Genomic DNA, 21,070 nt, shown 5'->3' with positions numbered 1-21,070 from the left:
GAGATATGAACAAGGATAAAGCAAGAAGAAAAATAAAAGTATGCTGTAGCCATTTCTTTTTGATTGTTATCGGTATGCTCTGGATTTATCCGTTTTTATGGATGATTTCTGCATCTTTCAAAGATCAGGGAGAATTTTTTAAAAATCGCTTAGGTCTGATTCCTCAGAACCCAACGTTGGATAATGTATATCGTATATGGGAAAAGGCTCATTTTAGCACTTATTTTGTAAACACAGTGATTGTAACATTTTTTGCAGTATTTCTGGTGTTGGTAATGACAATGCTGGCGGGATATGCATTGGGGCGTTATAATTTTATGGGGAAAAAGCTAATTATGGGTGTTTTTTTGAGTAGTATCGCCATTCCACTTGTAAGTACAATTATTCCCACGTATGAAGTCGTAAAAAGTATGAACCTGGTAGGAACAAAACTAGGTCTTATCCTTGCTCAAGCGGGCGGTGCCCATGTTATTTTTCTTCTGTTATTTTCTAGTTTTTTCCAATCTGTTCCAGGTGAATTGGAAGATGCAGCAAGAGTAGATGGATGTAATTTTTTCAGAACTTTTTTCAATATAATGATGCCATTATCCAAACCAATTGCAACAACAGTTGTGATTATGGAAACGATTTGGGCATGGAATGCATTTATGCTTCCATTGGTGCTGACACTGAATAATCCGGCATCCCGTACCCTTGCAGTTGGATTGTATGCGTTTAAGGGAGAAAACACTGTGGATTGGACTGGAATTGCAGCAGGAGGTACCATCGCCGTAATTCCTATCATTATTTTGTTCATTGCTTTGCAGAAGTATTTTGTAGAAGGAATTGCAGGAGCGGTGAAGAGCTGATAGAGAAATTTCATGGAAAGTAAAAAACAGGAGGAGTGAGTCCCCTGAAGTTAATAAAGGAGGATATTTTATGAAATTGAAAAAAACAGGAGCTTTGTCATTGGCCATAGCGATGACAGTAGGAACTCTCGCAGGTTGTGCAATGCCGAGTACTTCTGATGAACCAAAGGAGACTCCAGCAGAGTCAAAGAGTGAGGCATCAGGGGAAACTACACAGGCATCGGGAGAAGAGCAGATTACGCTTCGAATTGTAGACTGGAGTGATAGCTCTATGAAACGAAGAGAAGAGTTTAATGAACAGTACATGAAGGATCATCCAAATATCAAGATTGAGTATACGATGCTTACAATTGATCAGTTTAAAAATACAATTGTTACAATGATCAAGTCTGGTGAAGGTCCGGATCTTTTCCCAATTCCAACAGGAATGAGTCTGAGTACTGCATTGAATGAGGAATGGTATCAGCCTTTGAATCCTTATGTGACTGAGGAATTTAAGGCAACCCTTGATCCGTCGATTCTTCAGGAAGGTGTTACTCATCAAGGGGAGGATTGGTATACAATTCCAGAGAATATGCCGATTGTAAACAGCCTGTTTTATTATAATAAGGATGTTTTAGATGCAGCAGGTGTGACAGAAATTCCAAAGAGTTATGCAGAATTTATTGATGCATGTAAGAAAATTACAGAGTCCGGCAATGGACAGGTATATGGTCTTATTGAAGGTGGAAAGCAGCTGAATCGTTTGGATATTATGGTTCGAGGTATGGCAGGTGCTGCGGGTGGAAAGATTGCTCAGAATGCGAAGGTTCTGACTGTAGATGGAAGAGCACCATATGACAGCGAGGCAATGATTGGTGTTATGGAATTGCTGGATACATTAGTAAAAGATGGAAGTATTCATCCGGATACCGTAAATATTGCAGCACCGGAAGCAAGAGAAATGTTTGCACAGGGGCAGGCTGGATTCCTTTGCCAGGGTATGTGGTGTATTCCGCCGTGGGATCAGACTTATCCGGATTTGAATTATGGTGTTATGGCAGTTCCTACTCCAGATGGAACTGCAATGGGCGGTGTACAACAGGTAGAATCTGCACCCTGGATGGGAATTTATAAGCAGTCAAAACATCCAAAGGAAGCAGCTGAGTATTTGATGGCGTTATTTAGCGAAGATTACAATTATCAGGCCGACTGTGTAGAAGATGGAAACTATGTATCTATCGTTCCGGCTGTAAATGAGAAACATCTGAATAATGAGGTTATGAAACAGTATTATGAAATTGCTTCTGAGACAGCGAGAGTGATTCCGTATGCAACAACACGTGATGAAAAGGCATATGACTTCTATGCAGAGGTTAAGGATGTACAGCCGAGTCTGGGTTCAATTGTACAGGGTGTTTTAGCACAGAGTATTACAGATTATGCAGGCGAGTTAAAGAAGTTATCAGATGCTTCAACAGAGGAGTGGAAACGGGCATCAGAGGCAATCGGACTTGATGTGTCTACGTTTGAATTCCCTAACTGGGATGTAACAAAGGATTATACAGAGGAAGACTATAAGGCTTTGAAATAAAAAATGCAGGAGGAATTGCTATGGGAAGACTGCACGGAAACAACTTGACAAATGTGAAAAAGCATAATGAAATATTGATTAAAGAAGTTGTATATAAATATGCACCTATATCCCGTAGCGAAATTGCAGACATGCTTTCACTTACACCACCAACAATCACAACCAATATTACCGAGTTGATAGAAAAGGGGTTAATCAAGGAGCGAACCAATGATGAGTCTGATGAAGTACATGGAATTGGAAGACGTCCTGTGAAGCTGGATATTGTTCCGAATGCATTTTATGTAATTGGAGTAGAGATTGGCCCTTATAAGACTGTTGTGGTACTTTTGAATTTGCGGGGTGTAAGGATAGCAGAATATTGTTATCAGTCAGAACGAAAGAGTTATTCTGATGAAGTGGAATGTTTGTCAGAAATAATTAAAACGGTAATTCAAAAAGGTCGTGTGGAGAGGGCGAAGATTCTTGGAATTGGAATTGGAATCCCTGGATTTGTGGAAACAAAAAGAGGTATTGTAAGACAAAGCACTCTGCGGTGCTGGAATGGAAAACCAATCGCAAAAGATATTTCCGAACAAACAGGATTGCCGGTTTTGATTGAAAACAATACTAGAGTGCGAACTGTAGGAGAAGAATTGTTCGGGCGCGAAGTGCGCCCGGACACTTTTGCTTATTATTTAATTTCTTATGGAATTGCATGCCCCCTTTACGTTGGAAATCAGATTATGGAAGGAAATCGAAGGGGAGCTGGGGAGGCAGGGCATATGGTAGCGGTTCTTGATGGCCCCAAATGTGAAACCTGTGGTAATTATGGATGTTTAGAAGAAATTGCGAGTGAAAGAGCTATTATAAAATATGTTAAAGATTATATAAAAAGCGGGAGCAGTACTTTGATTACTGAACTTTGCAAAGATATAGAACAGATTACAATGCAGGAAATATTACAGGCACAGATGGAGGGAGATGAGCTGGCAGATCAGGTGATAAAAAGAGCTATTACGTATTTAGGCGTTATGCTGGCGAATATTATTAATTTAGTATATCCTCCGTTGGTTTTGGTAGATGCATTCATTATGCAGAATAAAAAAAATCAGGAATATCTTTTGTCTCAGACGCGGAAGCATATTTTTGGTTTATATGAAGAAGAGATAAAAATTGAGTTTGTTCCATATAGTCCATTTACAGGTGCAAGAGGGGCTGCGGCCCTGGCAATTAAGCATTTTTTGATTAGTGGGAAAGGGAAACTTTCGAATGATAGCCTTTAAACTTTTTCATTATTCTAGTATAATAGAGTAATAACATAGGTGTAAGGGTGAAAATACAATATGAAAATTAAATCTGGTTCGAATTTATCTAAGGTAAGAAAAAATAATTATGCTTCAATCCTTGGGACAATTTATCAGCAGGGGCCAATTATGAGGAATGAGATTGCAAACCAGCTGGGAATTACACTTCCAACAGTAACAACTACAATTAAGCAGCTTTTAGAAGATGGAATTTTGCAGGAAGAACCTCTTCGAGAAAACTTTCCCTCCTTAGGAAGAAAGGCATCATTAGTGGATTTTGCAGAAGATTCCGGGTATGCAGTAGGGATCGAATGGAGTCCAGTGGGGATTATATGTTGCATAACTAATTTACGAGGAAAGATTGCAGGTAAGAAAAAGATAGCATTTGATATTAAAAACATATCTTATAGAGAAATGCTTTTGCGCACAAAGCATTGCGTAGATGAACTTATTAAAGAGACGGGGGTTGACCATGAAAAAATTATAGGAGCAGGATGGGCAACGCCAGGAATGGTAGAATCAGAAAATGGAATCTTGGTATGCAGTTCTGTAAATTATGTATCTTGGCATGATGAACCAATTCAGAAAAATTTATCATCGCTTTTAGAAATGCCAGTATGTATTGAAAACCATGTGCGAGCGCGAGCTATAGGCCAGGATATGTTTGAAAGAAAAGAGCGGCCAGATGTTTATTTGTATTATTTTGCTCAAATGGGAATTTCCTGTTGTGTGATGGCAGATGGAGAGCCGTTTGGAAAAGGACGGTTTGGAACTGGTGATATTGGTCATACCATTATGGAATGGGATGGGCCTGTTTGCGATTGTGGAAAAAAGGGATGTCTTCAAGCTTTTGTAGGTGAGGATCCTTTGCTTCGGCAGATTCGAAATCTTTTGGAAATGGGAAAGGCAGAAACGCTTCATAAACTTTGTGAGGATCCGAAGAAACCGAAAATTGTTGAAGTAGCGATGGCAATTGATTGTGGTGATGAAGAACTGAAGGATATTGTGTTTCCGGCAGTTAGATATATGGGAATTTCCATTGCTAACATAGTGAATTTATTAAATTCAGAATTAGTTGTAGTTGACTGTGCACTGATGAACAGTCAGGTTTTGAGAAAATATCTGAGCGAAATTGTTCTTGAGAATAATTTGTTTCAGGAAGAATTAGATTTGAAAATTGAATTTATTCAGGCAAATCGATATACAGGGGCAAGAGGTGCCTGCGCAATGGCAATAGAAAAATTTGTAATTAAAAATATTAGCAGAGAGTAGTGCTGAAGTATAGTTTCAGCACTATTTTTTTAAAATTACAGCATTAATAACAATAAAATAAGAAACTCATTGACATTAAATATACAAAATGATAATATATAATTAAATAAATTAATTAATATAATAGCGCGAGAGCATTGACTAGGAAAGGAGGAGCTTGTGAAGATTGGGTTTTTAACTAATAGCTTGGTAGAAGAAGCAAAAAGGCAAAAGAGCAGCGAGTTTCAGTCATTGAGACAAGTAGCTGACTGGGCGGCAGATCATGGATTTACAGATTTGGAGTGTGGGCCGTCATTGCCGCTTTCTTTGGAAGAATATGAAAGGGTTTTGGGAGAAGGACGGATTCATATTACGGCATTGATTTATTGTCGAAATTATCTCAGTACCGATGCGGATGAGGCGAGAGAGCACATTATTCAATTGAAGAAGAGAATTGAATTTGCTGGCCGGCTTGGGATACAGAAGGTTATAACATCCACTGGAATTAATAAATCAATAGAAGAGGGAATTTATGATCGAGATCCAGAGGTGAAGGATAGAGGAAACATGATTCGCAGAATTCCGGTTCGCAGTCTTGATGCTTTTGTGGATACTTTTGGACCATTAGTAGAATTAGCAGAAAAAAATCATGTACGCCTATGCTTTGAAAATTGTCCTTTAATGGGGAATATCGCAATTTCACCAGTTATGTGGCACAAGATTTTTGAGCGGTTAGAAAGTGAGTGCCTTGGACTTGCCTATGATCCGAGTCATTTGGTCTGGGAAATGATGGATCCCTATGCACCGATATCAGAATTTAAAGATAAAATTTTTCATTTTCATGCGAAGGATACAAAAATCGATCGAGAGCAGCTTTCCCGCACGGGAATTCTGACAGATTTTAGCTGGTGGACATATCGAATTCCAGGAAGAGGAGAAATAGACTGGGGGCGAATGCTTGGCGAACTAAAGAAGATTGGTTATGATGGTACGATTAGTATTGAGCATGAAGATCAGGAGTATGAAGGTAGTTTGGAAGCAGTATCAGAAGGAATTTTAAAGAGTCGTACATTTCTTGAACAGCATCTTAAATAGAATATGGAGGATAAGAGAATGATTCGAATTGGTATTATAGGAACAGGATATACAATTGGTATTGCAGGAAATCACATTAAAGCTTACCAGTGCTGCTCTGATGCACAAATTACAGCGGTGTATGATTTGCTTGAAGGCCGTGCAGAAGATTATATTGAAAAATATGGATTGAAAGAGGCAAAAGCCTGCAAATGTTTGGATGAATTGTTAGAATCCTGCGATGCAGTTAGTATCTGTACTCCAAATGCTACTCACGTCGAATTGGCAGTTTCTGCGCTTAAGGCAGGATGTCATGTGTTATGCGAAAAACCGTTTGCGCCTAAGCCGGAAGATTGTGCAGAAGCGATTAAATACGCAAAATTGACACATAAAGTTGCAATGATAGGGCTGTGTTATCGAGATATTCCAGGCTTTGCTTATATGAAACAGCTTCTGGATGAAGGAGTTATTGGTGATGTATATTTTGTAAGAGAGGAGCAGGGAGGAGATCGGATTGCGAATCCAAATGTAAAACTAGAATGGAGAATGCAGAAAGATTTGTCTGGACCAGGGGCATTGGCTGATTTTGGAAGTCATATGATGGATATATGTGATTATTTATTGCGTGATACATGTGGAAAAATTCAGGAGATTCACTGCATGGAGCACACAGGGATCAAGAAGCGTGAACTGATTCATAGGCCGGGTGTTTTTGGTACAGTTACCAATGATGATGTGGCATGCTGGAATTGCCGTACGGAAAATGGAACGCTTTATAGCTTTACAGCAAGCCGTGTAGGAGCTACCTTTGTATTGGAAATTGTAGGCGCTGGGGGGAAGATGATATTTAATGGCTCAAAGCCGTTTGAACTTACACTTCAGCTTAAGGATAAAGATGGTGGTTATACAAAGGCTCCAGAAGTAGTTTCGGTACCAGAAAGTTGCTACGGTACGGATGAACGTGCTCCGAGAATTCCATTTGAGATTAATTTTTATTACGAGATACGTCAGTTCCTTGATGCGATTCAGGAAGGAAAAGAAAGTCTTTTGACGTTTGAACGTGGATTATATCTTCAGGAATTGATTCAGGCAGCACAGGAATCTGCAGAAACCGGTATGACAGTAAAATTATTTTAAAGACTATGTGAATATAGGAATAATAGAGGAGAATACAGAGAATGAGATTTGGAGCACATTGTGTATTATATGGAACAGAAATCGCATCAAATCCTGATGGAGTTCTTGGAAGATTAGCAAGAGCCGGTGCAGAAGGATGTGAGATAGGACAACGTTTTTTTGGAACAGAAAACAGAGATGGACTTTTGACTGCATTGGAAAACAATCATGTAGAAATGAGTGGAATGCATTGTGGTGGATTAAAGTTGATCGATTTAATTCGGGAACCGGAGAAAGCAGAGGCGGCATTATACAGCACAGCGAGATTTGTGGCACCCATGAAAAATAAAAATGTAATTGCTACAGGTGGAGCTGCATTTGAAGAGATACAGGATCTTCCGGTTGGAGCAGGAGCAATAGAACTAGAACTTCACGATCCGGAATTAGTAAAAATGGCAGCTGTCAGGCTAAATGAAATGGTAAAAAAAATAAAAGATGAACTTGGAGTTCAGGTGCATTATCATAATCACAGCTGGGAATTTGCAGATAACGGGTTGATTTGGAATACACTGGTTCGTGAGGCTCCAGATCTTAAGTTTGCATTAGATATAGGGTGGGCTGCGGTATCTGGATTTGAACCGGTAAACCTTTTAGAAACTTGTGCAGAACGAATTGATTATGTTCATTTAAGGGATTATAAAAAATCGGAAGAGGGGCAGAAGAAGAAATTCTCTGAAGTACACTCCGGTTATGTAAATCTTGGAACCGGAGACATGAATTATGTGAATCTTTTTCCAATTTTAGATCGAGTATTGGGTAAGAATGGATGGGCGATCGTAGAGTACGAAATTGGAAATTTTGATGAGACTAGTTATGCCAGTGCTCTTAGCTATCTGCGAGGACTGAATGATATGATGCACAGAGGACGTTAGTCTGAAGACAAGAAAAAGTTTGTGTTATTAGCAGAAAGATGGCAGAATGGAGATTAAAATGAAAAAACTGCGAATTGCGGTGCTTGGCTGTGGAAGAATTGCATCGGTATATGAAGAGGCATTTTATAAGTTAAAGGAAGAAGCAGAGATTGTTCTGGCTATGGATAAAGTACTTGAGCGGGCAGAGAAATTTGCAGAGAAATTTCCGGGATGCTATGCATCTGATCAAGTAGAGTTTGATTCGTTTCGTCAGATTTTATTGCAGGTGAAGCCCGATTTAGTTCATATTTTGCTTCCGCATCACCTGCATGGCAGATATTCGGTTGTATCCATGGAATGTGGTGTTCATGTTCTTACAGAAAAACCAGTTACCATAAGCCTTGCAGAGGCAGATCAGCTGATTGAAGTGCGAGAGCGAACAGGAATGCAGCTTGGGGTAATTTATCAAAATCGTTTTATTGAAGGTGTTCAGGAAGTTAAAAGAAGAATTGCGTCTGGAGAGTTTGGCAAAGTGAAAGGAGCCTTTTCTACACTGAACTGGTATCGTCCGGAAAGTTATTATAAATGTGACTGGAAAGGGCATTGGGATACAGAGGGCGGCGGTGTAATCATTGATCAGGCAATTCATTCCATTGACTTAGTACGTTATATGACGGGGCTGGAAGCAAAAAGGATTTTGGGGCATACGGCAAGGCGCGTTTTGACGGGGATTGAAGTAGAGGATGAAGCAGATGCAGCGATTTGGCTGGAGAACGGAGCAGTCTATTCCTTTTATGCGTGCAACTATTATACAACAAATAGTCCGATACGAGTAGAAATAAGCTGTGAGAAAGCGACGGCACTTTTAACTTATAATAAAATGGAAATCACATTTGCATCTGGAGAAAAAGAAGAGATCTTACCATCAGCTTGTCCGAATAGTAAGGGGGAAAGCTATTGGGGAAGTTATCACTTTTATCAGATAGAAAAATGCTATCAGGCATTGAGAGAGGGAAAGAAGATGCCATGGGCAGCAGAAGATGCAAAAAAAACACTGGAGATTGTGCAGGGAATATATGAATCATCCAGAATTAATGGTCCAGTAGAATTATAATTACCAGAAAATTTGAAAAAATTTAATAAAATAAAAATAGTCTGACAATAATGATGAAAACAACATAATAACAAATAATCTGAAAATTTCCTCAAAAAACCTGTTTACAAACTGGGTAAAATGTAGTATTATCATTATCATGTTACTGGCAGACAGCTAATCAAAAAGTTATGGATAGGAATTGCGTGATGCAGAGCAAGGCGCTCTGCGCGCAATTTCTTTTTAAACACTTAACTTTAATGAATTGCTGTGCGAAAGCAACCAAGGAACAAATGATGGAAAGGGAAACCCCAAAACAGTATTTTGGAAAGGAAACAGATATGGAAGATGTTCAGAGAATTACAGGGGCCGCTGCTGCCCAGCAGGCTGAAAGAAATGATGAACGTTTCGGACTGTACGATCCCAGATTTGAGCATGATAACTGCGGAATTGGTGCGGTTGCTAATATTAAAGGCATAAAAAGTCATAAAACCGTGGACCAGGCTTTGCACATTGTAGAGAATCTGGAGCACCGGGCAGGAAAGGATGCAGAGGGCAAGACAGGAGACGGCGTAGGAATTATGCTTCAGATTTCTCACCGTTTTTTTAAGAAGGTGACACAGCTTCTTGGTATCGAGCTGGGAGAGGAGAGAACCTATGGTGTTGGTATGTTTTTCTTTCCTCAGGATGAGCTTGCAAGAAATCAAGCCAAAAAGATGTTTGAGATTATTGTAAAAAAGGAAGGGCTTGAGTTCCTGGGATGGAGAGATCTGCCCATCCATCCGGAGCAGATTGGAGACAGGGCAGTAGAAAAGATGCCTCATATTGTTCAGGGCTTTATCGGCAAGCCGTCAGGAGTGGAAAAGGGGCTGGAGTTTGATCGCAGACTGTATGTGGCTCGTCGTGTGTTTGAACAGAGCAATGACAATACGTATGTGGTGTCGCTGAGCAGCAGAACTATTGTATACAAAGGAATGTTTCTGGTAAAAGAACTGAGAAAGTTTTTTGAGGATTTGCAGGATCCGGATTATGAATCTGCGATTGCTGTAGTTCACTCCCGATTCAGCACCAATACGAATCCGAGCTGGATGAGAGCGCATCCAAACCGCCTGATTGTTCACAATGGAGAGATCAATACCATCCGTGGAAATGTCGATAAGATGATGGCCCGTGAGGAAACGATGGAATCGGAGTTTTTCAAGTCAGAGATGCACAAGGTTCTTCCGATTATTAATCAGGAGGGCTCGGATTCTGCCATGCTGGATAATGCTCTGGAGTTTATGATGATGAGCGGTATGGAGCTTCCGTTAGCAGTGATGATTACCATTCCGGCTCCCTGGGCTCATGACAAGTCTATGCCTCAGGAGGTAAAGGATTTTTACCAGTATTATGCAACTATGATGGAGCCATGGGATGGCCCTGCCTCGATCGTATTCAGTGACGGTGATGTGATGGGGGCAGTGTTGGACAGAAACGGACTTCGCCCCTCCCGTTATTACATTACAGATGATGATCAGGTGATTTTGGCGTCCGAGGTAGGTGCGATTGAGGTGGATCCTTCCCATGTTGTGAAAAAGGAACGTCTCCGTCCGGGACGGATGCTTTTGATTGATACGGTAAAAGGGGAACTGGTCAGCGATGAGGCTTTGAAAATGCGTTACGCCTCCCGTCGTCCTTATGGAGAGTGGCTGGATTCCAACCTGGTAGAGCTGGACAAGCTTCCGATTCCGAATAAAGGGGTTCTGTCTATGACAAAGGCTGAGCGGGCAAGGCTGCAGAAAACCTACGGTTATACGTATGAGCAGTATAAAACCATGATTCTGCCTATGGCCTTAAATGGAATTGAACCGGTTTCTGCTATGGGAGCAGACAGTCCGCTGGCAGTTCTGTCGAAGAAGCATCAGCCACTGTTTAATTATTTTAAACAGCTTTTTGCTCAGGTAACAAATCCTCCGATTGATTCTATTCGGGAAGAAATTGTAACGTCTACTACGGTTTATGTAGGCGAGGAGGGAAATGTTCTGGAGGAACATCCAGACAACTGTAAGATTCTTAAGGTGGATAATCCGATTCTTACCTGTACAGACCTGCTGAAGATCAAACACATGAAAAAGCCTGGTTTTCGTGTAGAGGTTGTTCCGATTACTTATTATAAGAATACTTCTCTGGAAAAGGCAATTGATCGTCTTTTTCTTGAGGTTGACCGGGCTCACAGAGAGGGTGCGAATATTATCATTCTGTCTGACAGAGATATTGATGAAAATCATGTGCCGATTCCGTCTCTCCTTGCTGTTTCTGCGCTGCAGCAGCATCTGGTAAAGACAAAGAAGCGGACCGCTATGGCGCTGATTCTGGAAAGCGGAGAGCCCAGAGAGGTACACCACTTTGCAGCTCTCCTTGGTTACGGCGCATGCGCCATCAATCCCTATCTGGCACAGGAATCCATTCGCTATTTGATTGATTCGGGAATGCTGGATAAGGATTACTATGCGGCTGTGAATGACTATAATTCAGCAGTTCTCCATGGAATTGTAAAAATTGCGTCAAAAATGGGAATTTCTACGATTCAGTCTTATCAGGGCGCGCAGATTTTTGAGGCAATCGGTGTTTCAAAAGAGGTGATTGACCAGTATTTTACTAATACGGTCAGCCGGGTAGGAGGTATTACGCTGGAGGATATTGCCAGTGATGTGGACGCACTTCATTCCTCTGCTTTTGATCCCCTGGGACTGGATGTGGATCTGACTCTGGAAAGTGTAGGAAGCCATAAGGAACGGGCAGGGCAGGAGGAGCATCTGTACAATCCCCGCACCATTCATCTGCTTCAGGAGGCATCGAGAACAGGAGACTACAATGTTTTCAAAGAGTACAGTCATGCTTTGAATGAAGAGGGGCAGACCGTAAATCTCCGCAGCCTTATGGATTTTAAGTATGATGAAAATGGAGGCATTCCCATTGAAGAGGTGGAAAGTGCAGAGTCTATTGTAAAGCGGTTTAAGACGGGCGCCATGTCCTATGGTTCTATTTCTCAGGAAGCGCACGAGACACTGGCGATTGCGATGAACCGTCTGGGCGGTAAGTCCAATACAGGTGAGGGAGGCGAGAGCCTGGATCGTTTGACTCCGGGGCCGAAAAACAACAATCGCTGTTCTGCAATTAAGCAGGTGGCATCAGGAAGATTCGGCGTTACATCCAGATATCTTGTCAGTGCCCAGGAAATTCAGATCAAAATGGCTCAGGGGGCAAAACCGGGAGAAGGCGGTCAGCTGCCGGGAGGAAAGGTGTATCCGTGGGTGGCAAAGACGCGTCATTCTACCACAGGGGTAGGACTCATTTCTCCGCCTCCTCATCATGATATTTATTCCATTGAGGATCTGGCTCAGCTGATTTACGATTTGAAAAATTCCAATACCAGGGCGCGGATTTCTGTCAAGCTGGTATCTGAGGCAGGGGTAGGAACAGTAGCTGCAGGTGTGGCAAAAGCCGGTGCTCAGGTGATTTTGGTCTCTTCTTTTGACGGAGGTACAGGAGCAGCGCCCCGGAATTCTATTTATAATGCAGGACTTCCCTGGGAGCTGGGAGTAGCCGAAGCTCATCAGACCTTGATTATGAACGGACTTAGAGATAAGGTAATTCTGGAGACAGATGGAAAGCTGATGACCGGTCGTGATGTGGCGATTGCCTGTATGCTGGGGGCAGAGGAGTTTGGTTTTGCAACCGCGCCGCTGGTAACTATGGGATGTGTTATGATGCGTGTCTGCAATCTGGATACCTGCCCGGTGGGAATTGCAACTCAGAATCCTCAGCTGAGGAAGCGCTTTAAAGGAAAACCAGAATATGTAGTGAATTTTATGTATTTTGTTGCCCAGGAACTGCGGGAGTATATGGCAAAGCTGGGAATCCGTACTGTAGATGAGCTGGTGGGAAGAACAGACCTTTTGAAAAAGAAGGATGATATTGAAAATCCCAGAGCCAGAAAGGTTGATTTATCCAATATTTTGGAAAACCAATATGCAGGAGAGCACTTCCGGGGATATGAAAATAAGCAGGAATATGACTTTAAACTGGAGGAGACACAGGATGAACGTGTACTGTTAAAGAAGCTGAAATCGGCCTTGGCAAACGGACAGAAGAAGAGCCTGCAGATTGATGTATCCAATGTGGATCGGGCACTGGGAACGATCCTGGGATCTGAGATTACACGCCAGTATCCGGAGGGACTCTCAGAGGATACCTTTACCATTCAGTGCAGCGGAAGTGGTGGACAGAGCTTTGGTGCTTTTATTCCCAGAGGCTTGACACTGGAGCTTATAGGTGACAGCAACGATTATTTTGGAAAAGGTTTGTCAGGTGGAAAGCTTGTTGTATATCCGCCAAAGTCTGCCAGATTCAAAGCAGAGGATAATATTATTATTGGAAACGTAGCTCTGTATGGGGCAACCTCGGGAAAGGCATTTATTAATGGCGTAGCAGGAGAACGGTTCTGCGTCCGCAACTCCGGAGCTATGGCAGTGGTAGAAGGCGTGGGAGATCATGGCTGTGAATATATGACTGGCGGCCGCGTAGCGGTGCTTGGCCCTACAGGAAAGAATTTTGCAGCGGGAATGAGCGGCGGAATTGCCTATGTTCTGGATGAAAAGCGGGATCTGTACAAGCGTGTCAATAAGGCTCTTGTCTCTTTGGAAGAGGTAACGGGAAAATACGATGTGCAGGAGCTCAAGGAGATGATTCAGGAGCATGTGGCATACACCAATTCTGCCCGCGGAAAAGAGATTCTGGAGCATTTTGGAGAGTATCTGCCCAAGTTTAAAAAGATTATGCCCCATGATTACCGGCGTATGATGAACACCATTGTACAGATGGAGGAAAAGGGACTCAGCAGCGAGCAGGCACAGATTGAAGCATTTTATGCCAATAAGAAAGGGTGAGGAGGAAGCCATGGGAAAGCCAACGGGATTTTTAGAATATGAAAGAAAGACTGGCAAAGCGCAGGAGCCTCTGAGCCGGATCGGTCATTTTAATGAGTTTCATACTCCTTTAACAGAGGAACAGCAGAAAAAGCAGGGAGCACGCTGCATGGAGTGCGGCGTTCCCTTCTGCCAGTCCGGCATGATGATTGGAGGAATGGTTTCGGGATGTCCTTTGAACAATCTGATTCCAGAATGGAATGATCTGGTATATACAGGAAACTGGTCTCAGGCCTATAACCGCCTAAAAAAGACAAACAGCTTTCCGGAATTTACCAGCCGTGTGTGTCCTGCACCCTGTGAGGCTGCCTGCACCTGCGGCCTGAATGGGGATCCGGTTGCCATTAAGGAGAATGAGAGGGCTATCATTGAGAAGGCTTATGAAACAGGAAAGGCAGGCCCCCGTCCGCCGAGAATCCGAACTGGAAAAAAGATTGCCGTAGTAGGCTCTGGTCCGGCCGGACTGGCAGCAGCAGATCAGCTGAATAAGAGAGGACACAATGTAACAGTATTTGAGAGGGAGGATCGCATCGGCGGTCTTCTCATGTATGGAATTCCCAATATGAAGCTGGAAAAGCATATTATTGACCGGAAAATCCAGGTGATGAGGGAGGAGGGGATCTCCTTTGTAACTGGAGCAGATGTAGGGAATGGCTATAAGGCCAGCCGCCTGAAGAAGGATTTTGACTGTGTGGTTCTGGCCTGCGGAGCATCTAACCCGAGGGATATTCAGGTTCCGGGAAGGGATGCGCAGGGAATTTATTTTGCTGTGGACTTTTTAAAAGCTACGACAAAAAGCCTCCTGAATTCTGGTCTGGAGGATGGTAATTATATTTCGGCAAAGGATAAAAATGTCCTTGTAATCGGTGGCGGAGACACGGGAAATGACTGTGTGGGAACAGCTGTCCGCCATGGCTGTGCGTCAGTGATTCAGTTGGAAATGATGCCGAAGCTGCCGGATAAACGGGCAGAAAACAACACCTGGCCAGAGTGGCCCAGAGTATGCAAAACCGATTACGGTCAGGAGGAGGCTGCGGCAGTTTTTGGAAAGGATCCGCGGGTATATGAGACTACAGTAAAAGAATTTATCAAGGATGAGAGCGGAAAGATCTGTCGTGCAGTCCTGATTTCTCTTGCATCTCAGAAGGATCCGGAGACAGGGCGGACCTCTATGGTGCCGGTTGAGGGCAGCGAAAGAGAGGTCGCCGCTGATCTGGTACTGATTGCCGCCGGATTTCTGGGAGCCCAGAACTATGTGGCAGAAGCCTTTGGTGTGGACTTAAATGCCCGCACCAATGTGGAAACGGAAACGGGAAGCTATGCTACAACGGCAGAGAATATTTTTACTGCAGGTGACATGCACCGGGGGCAGTCCCTGGTGGTATGGGCGATCCGCGAAGGCCGTGAGGCTGCCAGACAGATTGACTGTCATCTGATGGGATACACGAATCTGGCATAGATATAGTAAGCTTAGCTACTCTTCCCAGAATCTTGTTTCGATTACCTGGGTTCCCTCGTGGATTGGATAGCAGATGCAGGGAATTCCTGTTTTAGGATGTAATAAATTTGTATTGGGAGAGGCCTGAATATACATGGCCTTTCCTTTTTTTGCCTGTTCAAAATCTCCGGAAGCAGATGCAAAATAGGTTCTTCCGTCAGGCGCCTGAATACGGATACACTCGGATTCTATAGAAGCTGTGAATGTGTCAGGGAATGCAAAGCCACAGTCATAGACAGTACAGCTTCGATTGCTGTGAATGGTATGAATCCGCCGGTGTCCGTTAGAATCAGGAATAAGAGTGGTTTTTACCTGAATTCCTTCATAGGGTGACCATTTAGAAGAAATCCTATCTTCAGAAAGCTCTTTGCTATCTGCCATTCCGCGGACAAAGAACAGGTGATTGATTTCAAATGCCAGCATACTGTCAGGGGCGGCCTCTGCAAGGCTTCTCATAGACCGGGGAACGCTGAAAGCAAATCGGCTTGAATAAGCGAATTTGGAATATTTTTCCTCGGTGTGAACATGATGGTGAGGCAGTGTCCGTCCTCCGCAGTAGGCGGTAACATCTCCGTGAATTCGCTGAATCAGAAGTCCGCCATATTTTTGAGAGCTTAGACTAGGCAATGCAGGAAGAGGAGCAGGTTCCTCCTGCCAGAAGGGATGATCCTTTGGAAGAGAGAGGAAGGCAAATGCTTTCATAGCCCAGTAAGGAGAGCCGGGAGCATTGTACTGCTCTGACATCAGAAGGTTGGAATATCCATAGCCGATTGTTAAAAGTCCGCTGGTATCAAAAATCGGATACTTCATCCAGAAATCCAGATGACGTGCAATCAGCCCCTTCATAACAGCGTAAGGAACGACCTCCAGTTCGCAGGCCACACACATGGAAAAGAAGGAAACCTGGGCAAAACGGTAGGTCAGGGAACGTCCATAAGCCAGAGAGGAGCCGTCTTCGGCAAACCAGCTGATAAAATCTTTTGCAAAAAGTCTGGCTCTGTTTTCATAGTTGATACAGCGTTTAGGATCCTCTGTTTTCATAAAGCGACAGTAAATCAGGCTATAGTAATGAAAGGCAAAGGAGATATAATAATCCTTTTCTCCATTCTGTCCGTCAAGATACCAGCCGTCTCCCTCATAGCAGCTTTCGATATAATCCAGATACTGGGATAAAATGTCGGAAGAGTATGGGGCGCCGATAGATTTCAAGGCGATATTTACCAGAATTCCGAAAAACATCCAATTACAGGGCGGGCAGGCATAGTGGTTAATTCCATCAAGCCATACTGTCAGATTTTTTTTGGCTTCAGGAGAAAGGGGATGCCAGAGCTTTTCTGGAACCATCAAAATTCCATAGGCAATGGCGGCCATTTCTACAAATCGCTGATCGATATCCTGGAATCCACCCCAATATTCCGGATTTTCTGGATTCGTTCCGGCGGTAAGTCCATTCAGGTAGAGATTCTCCATTTCTGGCCAGTTTCCGCCTCCCGCCCAAAATGGAACCAATGCCCACAAAGGTCGGGAAAACCCTTCGACCCCTGCTGCTGCCTGATCATAGACAGCAGCAGAACTTCCGGGGCAGAAGCGTGCCTGGTTTGGAGAAAAATGAGGAATTGTAGGTTTTAAAAGCTTTACGAGAAGTTCTGTAGCATGTTCTCTCATAATATCAGTCTCCTATCTTCTAGATTTACCAGATGAGAAAATCCTTTCCTTTCAGCCGGAGAATGGCTTCCGTAAGGAAATAATCAGCATAGATCAAATCAGTCTGTTCTCTTCTGTCATTGTGGAAGGCAACCTTGCAGTTCTGCACAATGCTGTCTGTTTCCGGATCCCAGTTGCAGCAGGTTTCTGCAGTATTTTGAATAATCAGTTCGGCATAGAAGCGGTACAGGTTTTTATCAGGTTCGTCTACATGTTCAGCAATTTCCAGAAGTCCGCAGGCTGCACACAGTCCGGCAGAAGCATCAAGATAGGAAGAAGAAGCGGGTTGGCGGAAATCGCAGAGCGGAACATATCCGGTTAATCCAATATTTGCAATAAAGTAATGGGCAGTTTTTTTAGCGATGTCCAGGTAAGCATTGTTTTTTGTATAGCGATAGGAAAGCGCAAATCCATAAAGGATCCAGGACTGGCCGCGAGACCAGGAAGAGGTTTCGGAATATCCCTGGCCGGCAAGAATTTGCTCAAGCTCTCCTGTTTCTGGATTGATGCAGGCAATGTGTCCGCAGGAACCATCGTCACGTACCAGACAGGAAGCTACGGTGTCAGCGTGGTTGACTGCAATCTGACTGAATCTGGGATCTCCGGTTATCTGGCTGGCCCAGTATAAAAGCGGGATATTCATCATAGAATCTACGATAATCCAGCCGGTGCAATCTTCCCCCTCTTCGACGCAGTCAGGATTCCAGGCACGAATAAATTTTCCAACAGGATTATATCTTCCTGCGAGAACGCTGGCAGCAGTGAGTCCGCGCACCAGAGCTTCCTGTGAACCAGTAAGGCGGTAGTCAGCCACAGCGCTGTGGAGCCACATAAAGCCTGTGTCATGGTGAAGTCCGGTAAAGCCGTGAAGTGCCTTGTCTAACAGCTCCTCATTTTTTCTGGCTGTATTCAGATACAGCTCCTTTTGTGTTGCGTGATAGAGCTGCCAGAGAATTCCGCTCCAGAAACCATTTGTCCACCAGTAGATATCTTTTTCTGCGTAATCCTGCTGATAGATTCCGTCTTCGGTCCAGTAAGGAATTTTGTTTTCCATTCGCTTACATTCAGCTTCTATCTTTTTTTCCAGGTTTTCATAGATGTTGTTGATTTCTGATTCTTTCATAATCATAAAAAAGACCTCCTCCAATTGGCGATTTGATTTTCAGTTAAATTATATAAGATAAAATACATAAAGGAAATGGAGAAAAATCTTGTATCACGTAACATTTTATACAGAGAAATGCTGGACAGTGCAAAAAAATACAGGATAGTATATAATTTTACTGGTTAAATGCACAAAAAAGAGGAGGGAGTTTATATAAAAACGATAAAATGACAGATATTCCATTCAGAAAAAACACATTATTAACTATAATTAAGCCATAAAAACAACGAAACAAAATAAGGAGGATATCATGAAAAAAACAAGATTATGGAAAAAAGCAATGGCTCTGACTTGTGCAGCAGCATGTGCGGCGACAACCCTGGCAGGCTGTGGTTCTAAGGAATCTGCTCAGAAGCCGGCAGAAAATTCTGCAGCACAGAGCGAAGCTCAGGGGGAGAGCGGCGCAGCTGAAGGACAGACTGAAATTACTTTTACTGTATGGGATTATGAGACAACAGACTATTGGAAAAAGCTGGTAGAGGCGTTTGAAGCAGAAAATCCGGACATCAAGGTAAAAGTAATGGATATCGGAGCAACCGATTACGATACGAAAATTCCGGTATTGCTCTCTTCTGGTGATACCTCTGATGTAATTACCATTAAGAGTATGAATATTTATACCAGCCTGGTGGAAAAGAACCAGCTGATGCCTCTGGACGATATGGTAAAAGAAAGCGGAATTGATATGGCTCCGTATCAGGGTTCTGATGAAGGAATCAGAATCGGAGATCAGCTGTACGGTCTTCCGTTCAGAAATGACTACTATGTTCTGTATTATAACAAAACCCTGTTTGACAAAGCTGGTGTCGAATATCCAAAGCATGATATGACATGGGATGAGTATAGAGAATTGGCTAAAAAGATGACCAGCGGAGAGGGAAATGACAAGATTTACGGCGGCTACTGCCATACATGGCCGGGTTCCTTATATCGCTGGGGTCTGAGCGAAGAGCACAGCATGGCAGACGGAGACTACGCATTCCTGAAGCCGGTTTATGAGATGTTCCTGGGTATGCAGAACGAGGACAAATCTGCTATGGATTACGGCACTCTGAAAACAGGAAATGTACATTACAGCGGTCCTTTCTATAAAGAACAGGTGGCTATGGAATTAATGGGAACCTGGTTTGCTAACATGATCATCAATACCAAGAACAAAGGCGAAACTGCTGTTGAGTGGGGTGCTGTAAGAGCTCCGCATTTCGAAGGTCAGGAGCCTGGTACAGCTGTCAGCAACCCGACTCCGATTGCAATCAACAAGAATGCCGCACATCCGGAAGAGGCATGGAGATTTGTTCAGTTTATGTGTACCGAGCCGGGTGCAGACATTCTGGCAAGCCTTGGAACATTGCCTGCATATCAGAACGAAAAAACCATTGATACCCTGGTAAGTGTAGAGGGAATGCCGGAAGGATTCCGCGATGCAATCGCTGCTGATAAATTCGTATTAGAGTGTCAGATGATTCCTGAGGCAGGTGCACTGGAGCAGATTATTTCTGAAGAGCATGATTTGATTATGCTGGGTGCAAATTCTGTTGATGACGGACTTGCAAAAATGGCTGAGCGTGTGAAAGAATTGCTGAAGAAATAAAAAAGAAGCTCGCTCGCGAGCTGATAAAGTCCTCTGAATTCCGGTTCAGGGGACTTTCCTAAAGTAAAAAGAAGGAGGGGCTGTTTTACAGCGCAGAGATATGTCAAAAAGAAAAGTAAAAAATCTTGTGACTGCATATACATTTCTTTTGCCGAACTTCGTAGGATTTTTGCTGTTTACTCTGATTCCGATTGTCTGCTCTATGGGACTGAGCGTAATGGAATGGGATTCGGCAAATCCAATGAAATTTGTTGGGCTGGAGAATTTTGCAAGGCTTTTTAAGGATGAAACCTTTATCATTTCCTTGAAAAATACGGTGTATTATTCCGTGTTTACAGTACCGCTTACGATGGCTGCAGCCCTCGGACTGGCTATGATTTTGAATCAGAAGCTGAAGGGAATTAATATTTTCCGAACAGTCTTTTTCTTTCCTCATGTAGCATCCCTGGTAGCCGTTGCAGTGGTATGGAACCTGCTGTTCCATCCGACTTTAGGACCGATTAATAATATTTTAAGAGCCATTGGTATTGCAAATCCTCCGGGATGGACTTCTACAATTGACTGGGCAATGCCGGTTATCATTATCGTAAGTATCTGGAAGAGCATGGGATACTATATGATCTTATATTTATCTGGTCTTCAGGCGATTCCAAGAGAACTTTATGAGGCGGCAAAGGTAGACGGAGCCAATGCATTCCAGAGATTTAAAAGTATCACATTACCAATGCTGACACCGACCACGTTTTTTGTAAGTATTATGCTGACCATTGCCTGCTTTAAGGTATTTGATTTGATTTCTGTTATGACCAATGGCGGTCCAGGCCGTGCTACGAACGTATTGGTATATCATATCTATAATACAGCATTTATTAACTACGAATTTGGATATGCCAGTGCGATTTCTATGGTACTGTTTGCTATCGTTCTGACGATTACTGTAATTCAGTTTAAGACAGAGAAAAAATGGGTCAGCTACATGTAGAAAGGGGACAA

14 protein-coding genes are annotated in these 21,070 nt (G+C 43.0%); 12 read left to right on the top strand and 2 right to left on the bottom strand.

Translation table 11 applies throughout. The features are described from left to right. Positions 1–5: 5 nt before the first annotated feature. The 10 genes from ACESON_RS09795 (at position 6) to ACESON_RS09750 (ending at position 15,578) form a co-directional block, all read left to right on the top strand. Positions 6–848 carry a carbohydrate ABC transporter permease gene (locus ACESON_RS09795; protein ID WP_373109558.1) on the top strand — a complete coding sequence of 281 codons (843 nt, stop codon included), beginning with the start codon at positions 6–8 and terminating at the stop codon, positions 846–848. Between the two features lie 70 nt (positions 849–918). Continuing rightward, positions 919–2,421 carry an ABC transporter substrate-binding protein gene (locus ACESON_RS09790; protein WP_373109557.1) on the top strand — a complete coding sequence of 501 codons (1,503 nt, stop codon included), beginning with the start codon at positions 919–921 and terminating at the stop codon, positions 2,419–2,421. Positions 2,422–2,441: 20 nt separating this feature from the next. Continuing rightward, positions 2,442–3,686, top strand: a complete 1,245-nt coding sequence (locus tag ACESON_RS09785) for an ROK family protein (RefSeq protein ID WP_373109555.1) — start codon at positions 2,442–2,444, stop codon at positions 3,684–3,686. Positions 3,687–3,746: 60 nt separating this feature from the next. Then, positions 3,747–4,979 (top strand): ROK family protein, encoded by a 1,233-nt coding sequence (locus ACESON_RS09780; protein ID WP_373109553.1) that lies wholly within the window; start codon positions 3,747–3,749, stop codon positions 4,977–4,979. Between the two features lie 159 nt (positions 4,980–5,138). Then, entirely contained in the window at positions 5,139–6,053 is a 915-nt protein-coding gene (locus ACESON_RS09775) for a sugar phosphate isomerase/epimerase family protein (protein ID WP_373109551.1), read from the top strand. Between the two features lie 18 nt (positions 6,054–6,071). Next, on the top strand, positions 6,072–7,169 hold the full coding sequence (locus tag ACESON_RS09770; RefSeq protein ID WP_373109549.1) for a Gfo/Idh/MocA family protein: 1,098 nt from the start codon (positions 6,072–6,074) through the stop codon (positions 7,167–7,169). A 41-nt stretch (positions 7,170–7,210) separates the two neighbouring features. Continuing rightward, positions 7,211–8,080: a sugar phosphate isomerase/epimerase family protein gene (locus ACESON_RS09765; RefSeq protein ID WP_373109547.1), complete on the top strand. Its 870-nt coding sequence runs from the start codon at positions 7,211–7,213 to the stop codon at positions 8,078–8,080. A 58-nt stretch (positions 8,081–8,138) separates the two neighbouring features. Beyond that, positions 8,139–9,173 carry a Gfo/Idh/MocA family protein gene (locus tag ACESON_RS09760; protein ID WP_373109546.1) on the top strand — a complete coding sequence of 345 codons (1,035 nt, stop codon included), beginning with the start codon at positions 8,139–8,141 and terminating at the stop codon, positions 9,171–9,173. A gap of 320 nt (positions 9,174–9,493) precedes the next feature. Continuing rightward, positions 9,494–14,080, top strand: a complete 4,587-nt coding sequence (gene gltB / locus ACESON_RS09755; protein WP_177959216.1) for a glutamate synthase large subunit — start codon at positions 9,494–9,496, stop codon at positions 14,078–14,080. 10 nt (positions 14,081–14,090) lie between these two features. Further along, a complete protein-coding gene (locus ACESON_RS09750) occupies positions 14,091–15,578 on the top strand; it encodes a glutamate synthase subunit beta (RefSeq protein WP_373109544.1) in 1,488 nt (495 codons plus the stop codon). Between the two features lie 15 nt (positions 15,579–15,593). On the opposite strand, the gene ACESON_RS09745 is transcribed toward ACESON_RS09750, so the two are convergent. Both ACESON_RS09745 and ACESON_RS09740 read right to left on the bottom strand, forming a co-directional pair. Next, positions 15,594–17,282: a DUF2264 domain-containing protein gene (locus ACESON_RS09745; RefSeq protein ID WP_373109543.1), complete on the bottom strand. Its 1,689-nt coding sequence runs from the start codon at positions 17,280–17,282 to the stop codon at positions 15,594–15,596. 25 nt (positions 17,283–17,307) lie between these two features. Next, on the bottom strand, positions 17,308–18,450 hold the full coding sequence (locus tag ACESON_RS09740) for a glycoside hydrolase family 88 protein (RefSeq protein WP_373109541.1): 1,143 nt from the start codon (positions 18,448–18,450) through the stop codon (positions 17,308–17,310). Positions 18,451–18,736: 286 nt separating this feature from the next. Here ACESON_RS09740 and ACESON_RS09735 point away from each other — a divergent pair, with 286 nt between their 5' ends. Together ACESON_RS09735 and ACESON_RS09730 are read left to right on the top strand one after the other, a co-directional pair. Beyond that, complete coding sequence (locus ACESON_RS09735) at positions 18,737–20,077, top strand: extracellular solute-binding protein (RefSeq protein ID WP_177959220.1); 1,341 nt, start codon at positions 18,737–18,739, stop codon at positions 20,075–20,077. A gap of 100 nt (positions 20,078–20,177) precedes the next feature. Then, entirely contained in the window at positions 20,178–21,059 is an 882-nt protein-coding gene (locus ACESON_RS09730) for an ABC transporter permease subunit (protein ID WP_177959221.1), read from the top strand. Positions 21,060–21,070: the final 11 nt, after the last annotated feature.

This window comes from Lachnoclostridium sp. Marseille-P6806 (genome assembly GCF_964238185.1).
Lineage (GTDB): Bacteria > Bacillota > Clostridia > Lachnospirales > Lachnospiraceae > Brotaphodocola.
This window is presented reverse-complemented; position numbering and strand designations above follow the sequence as displayed.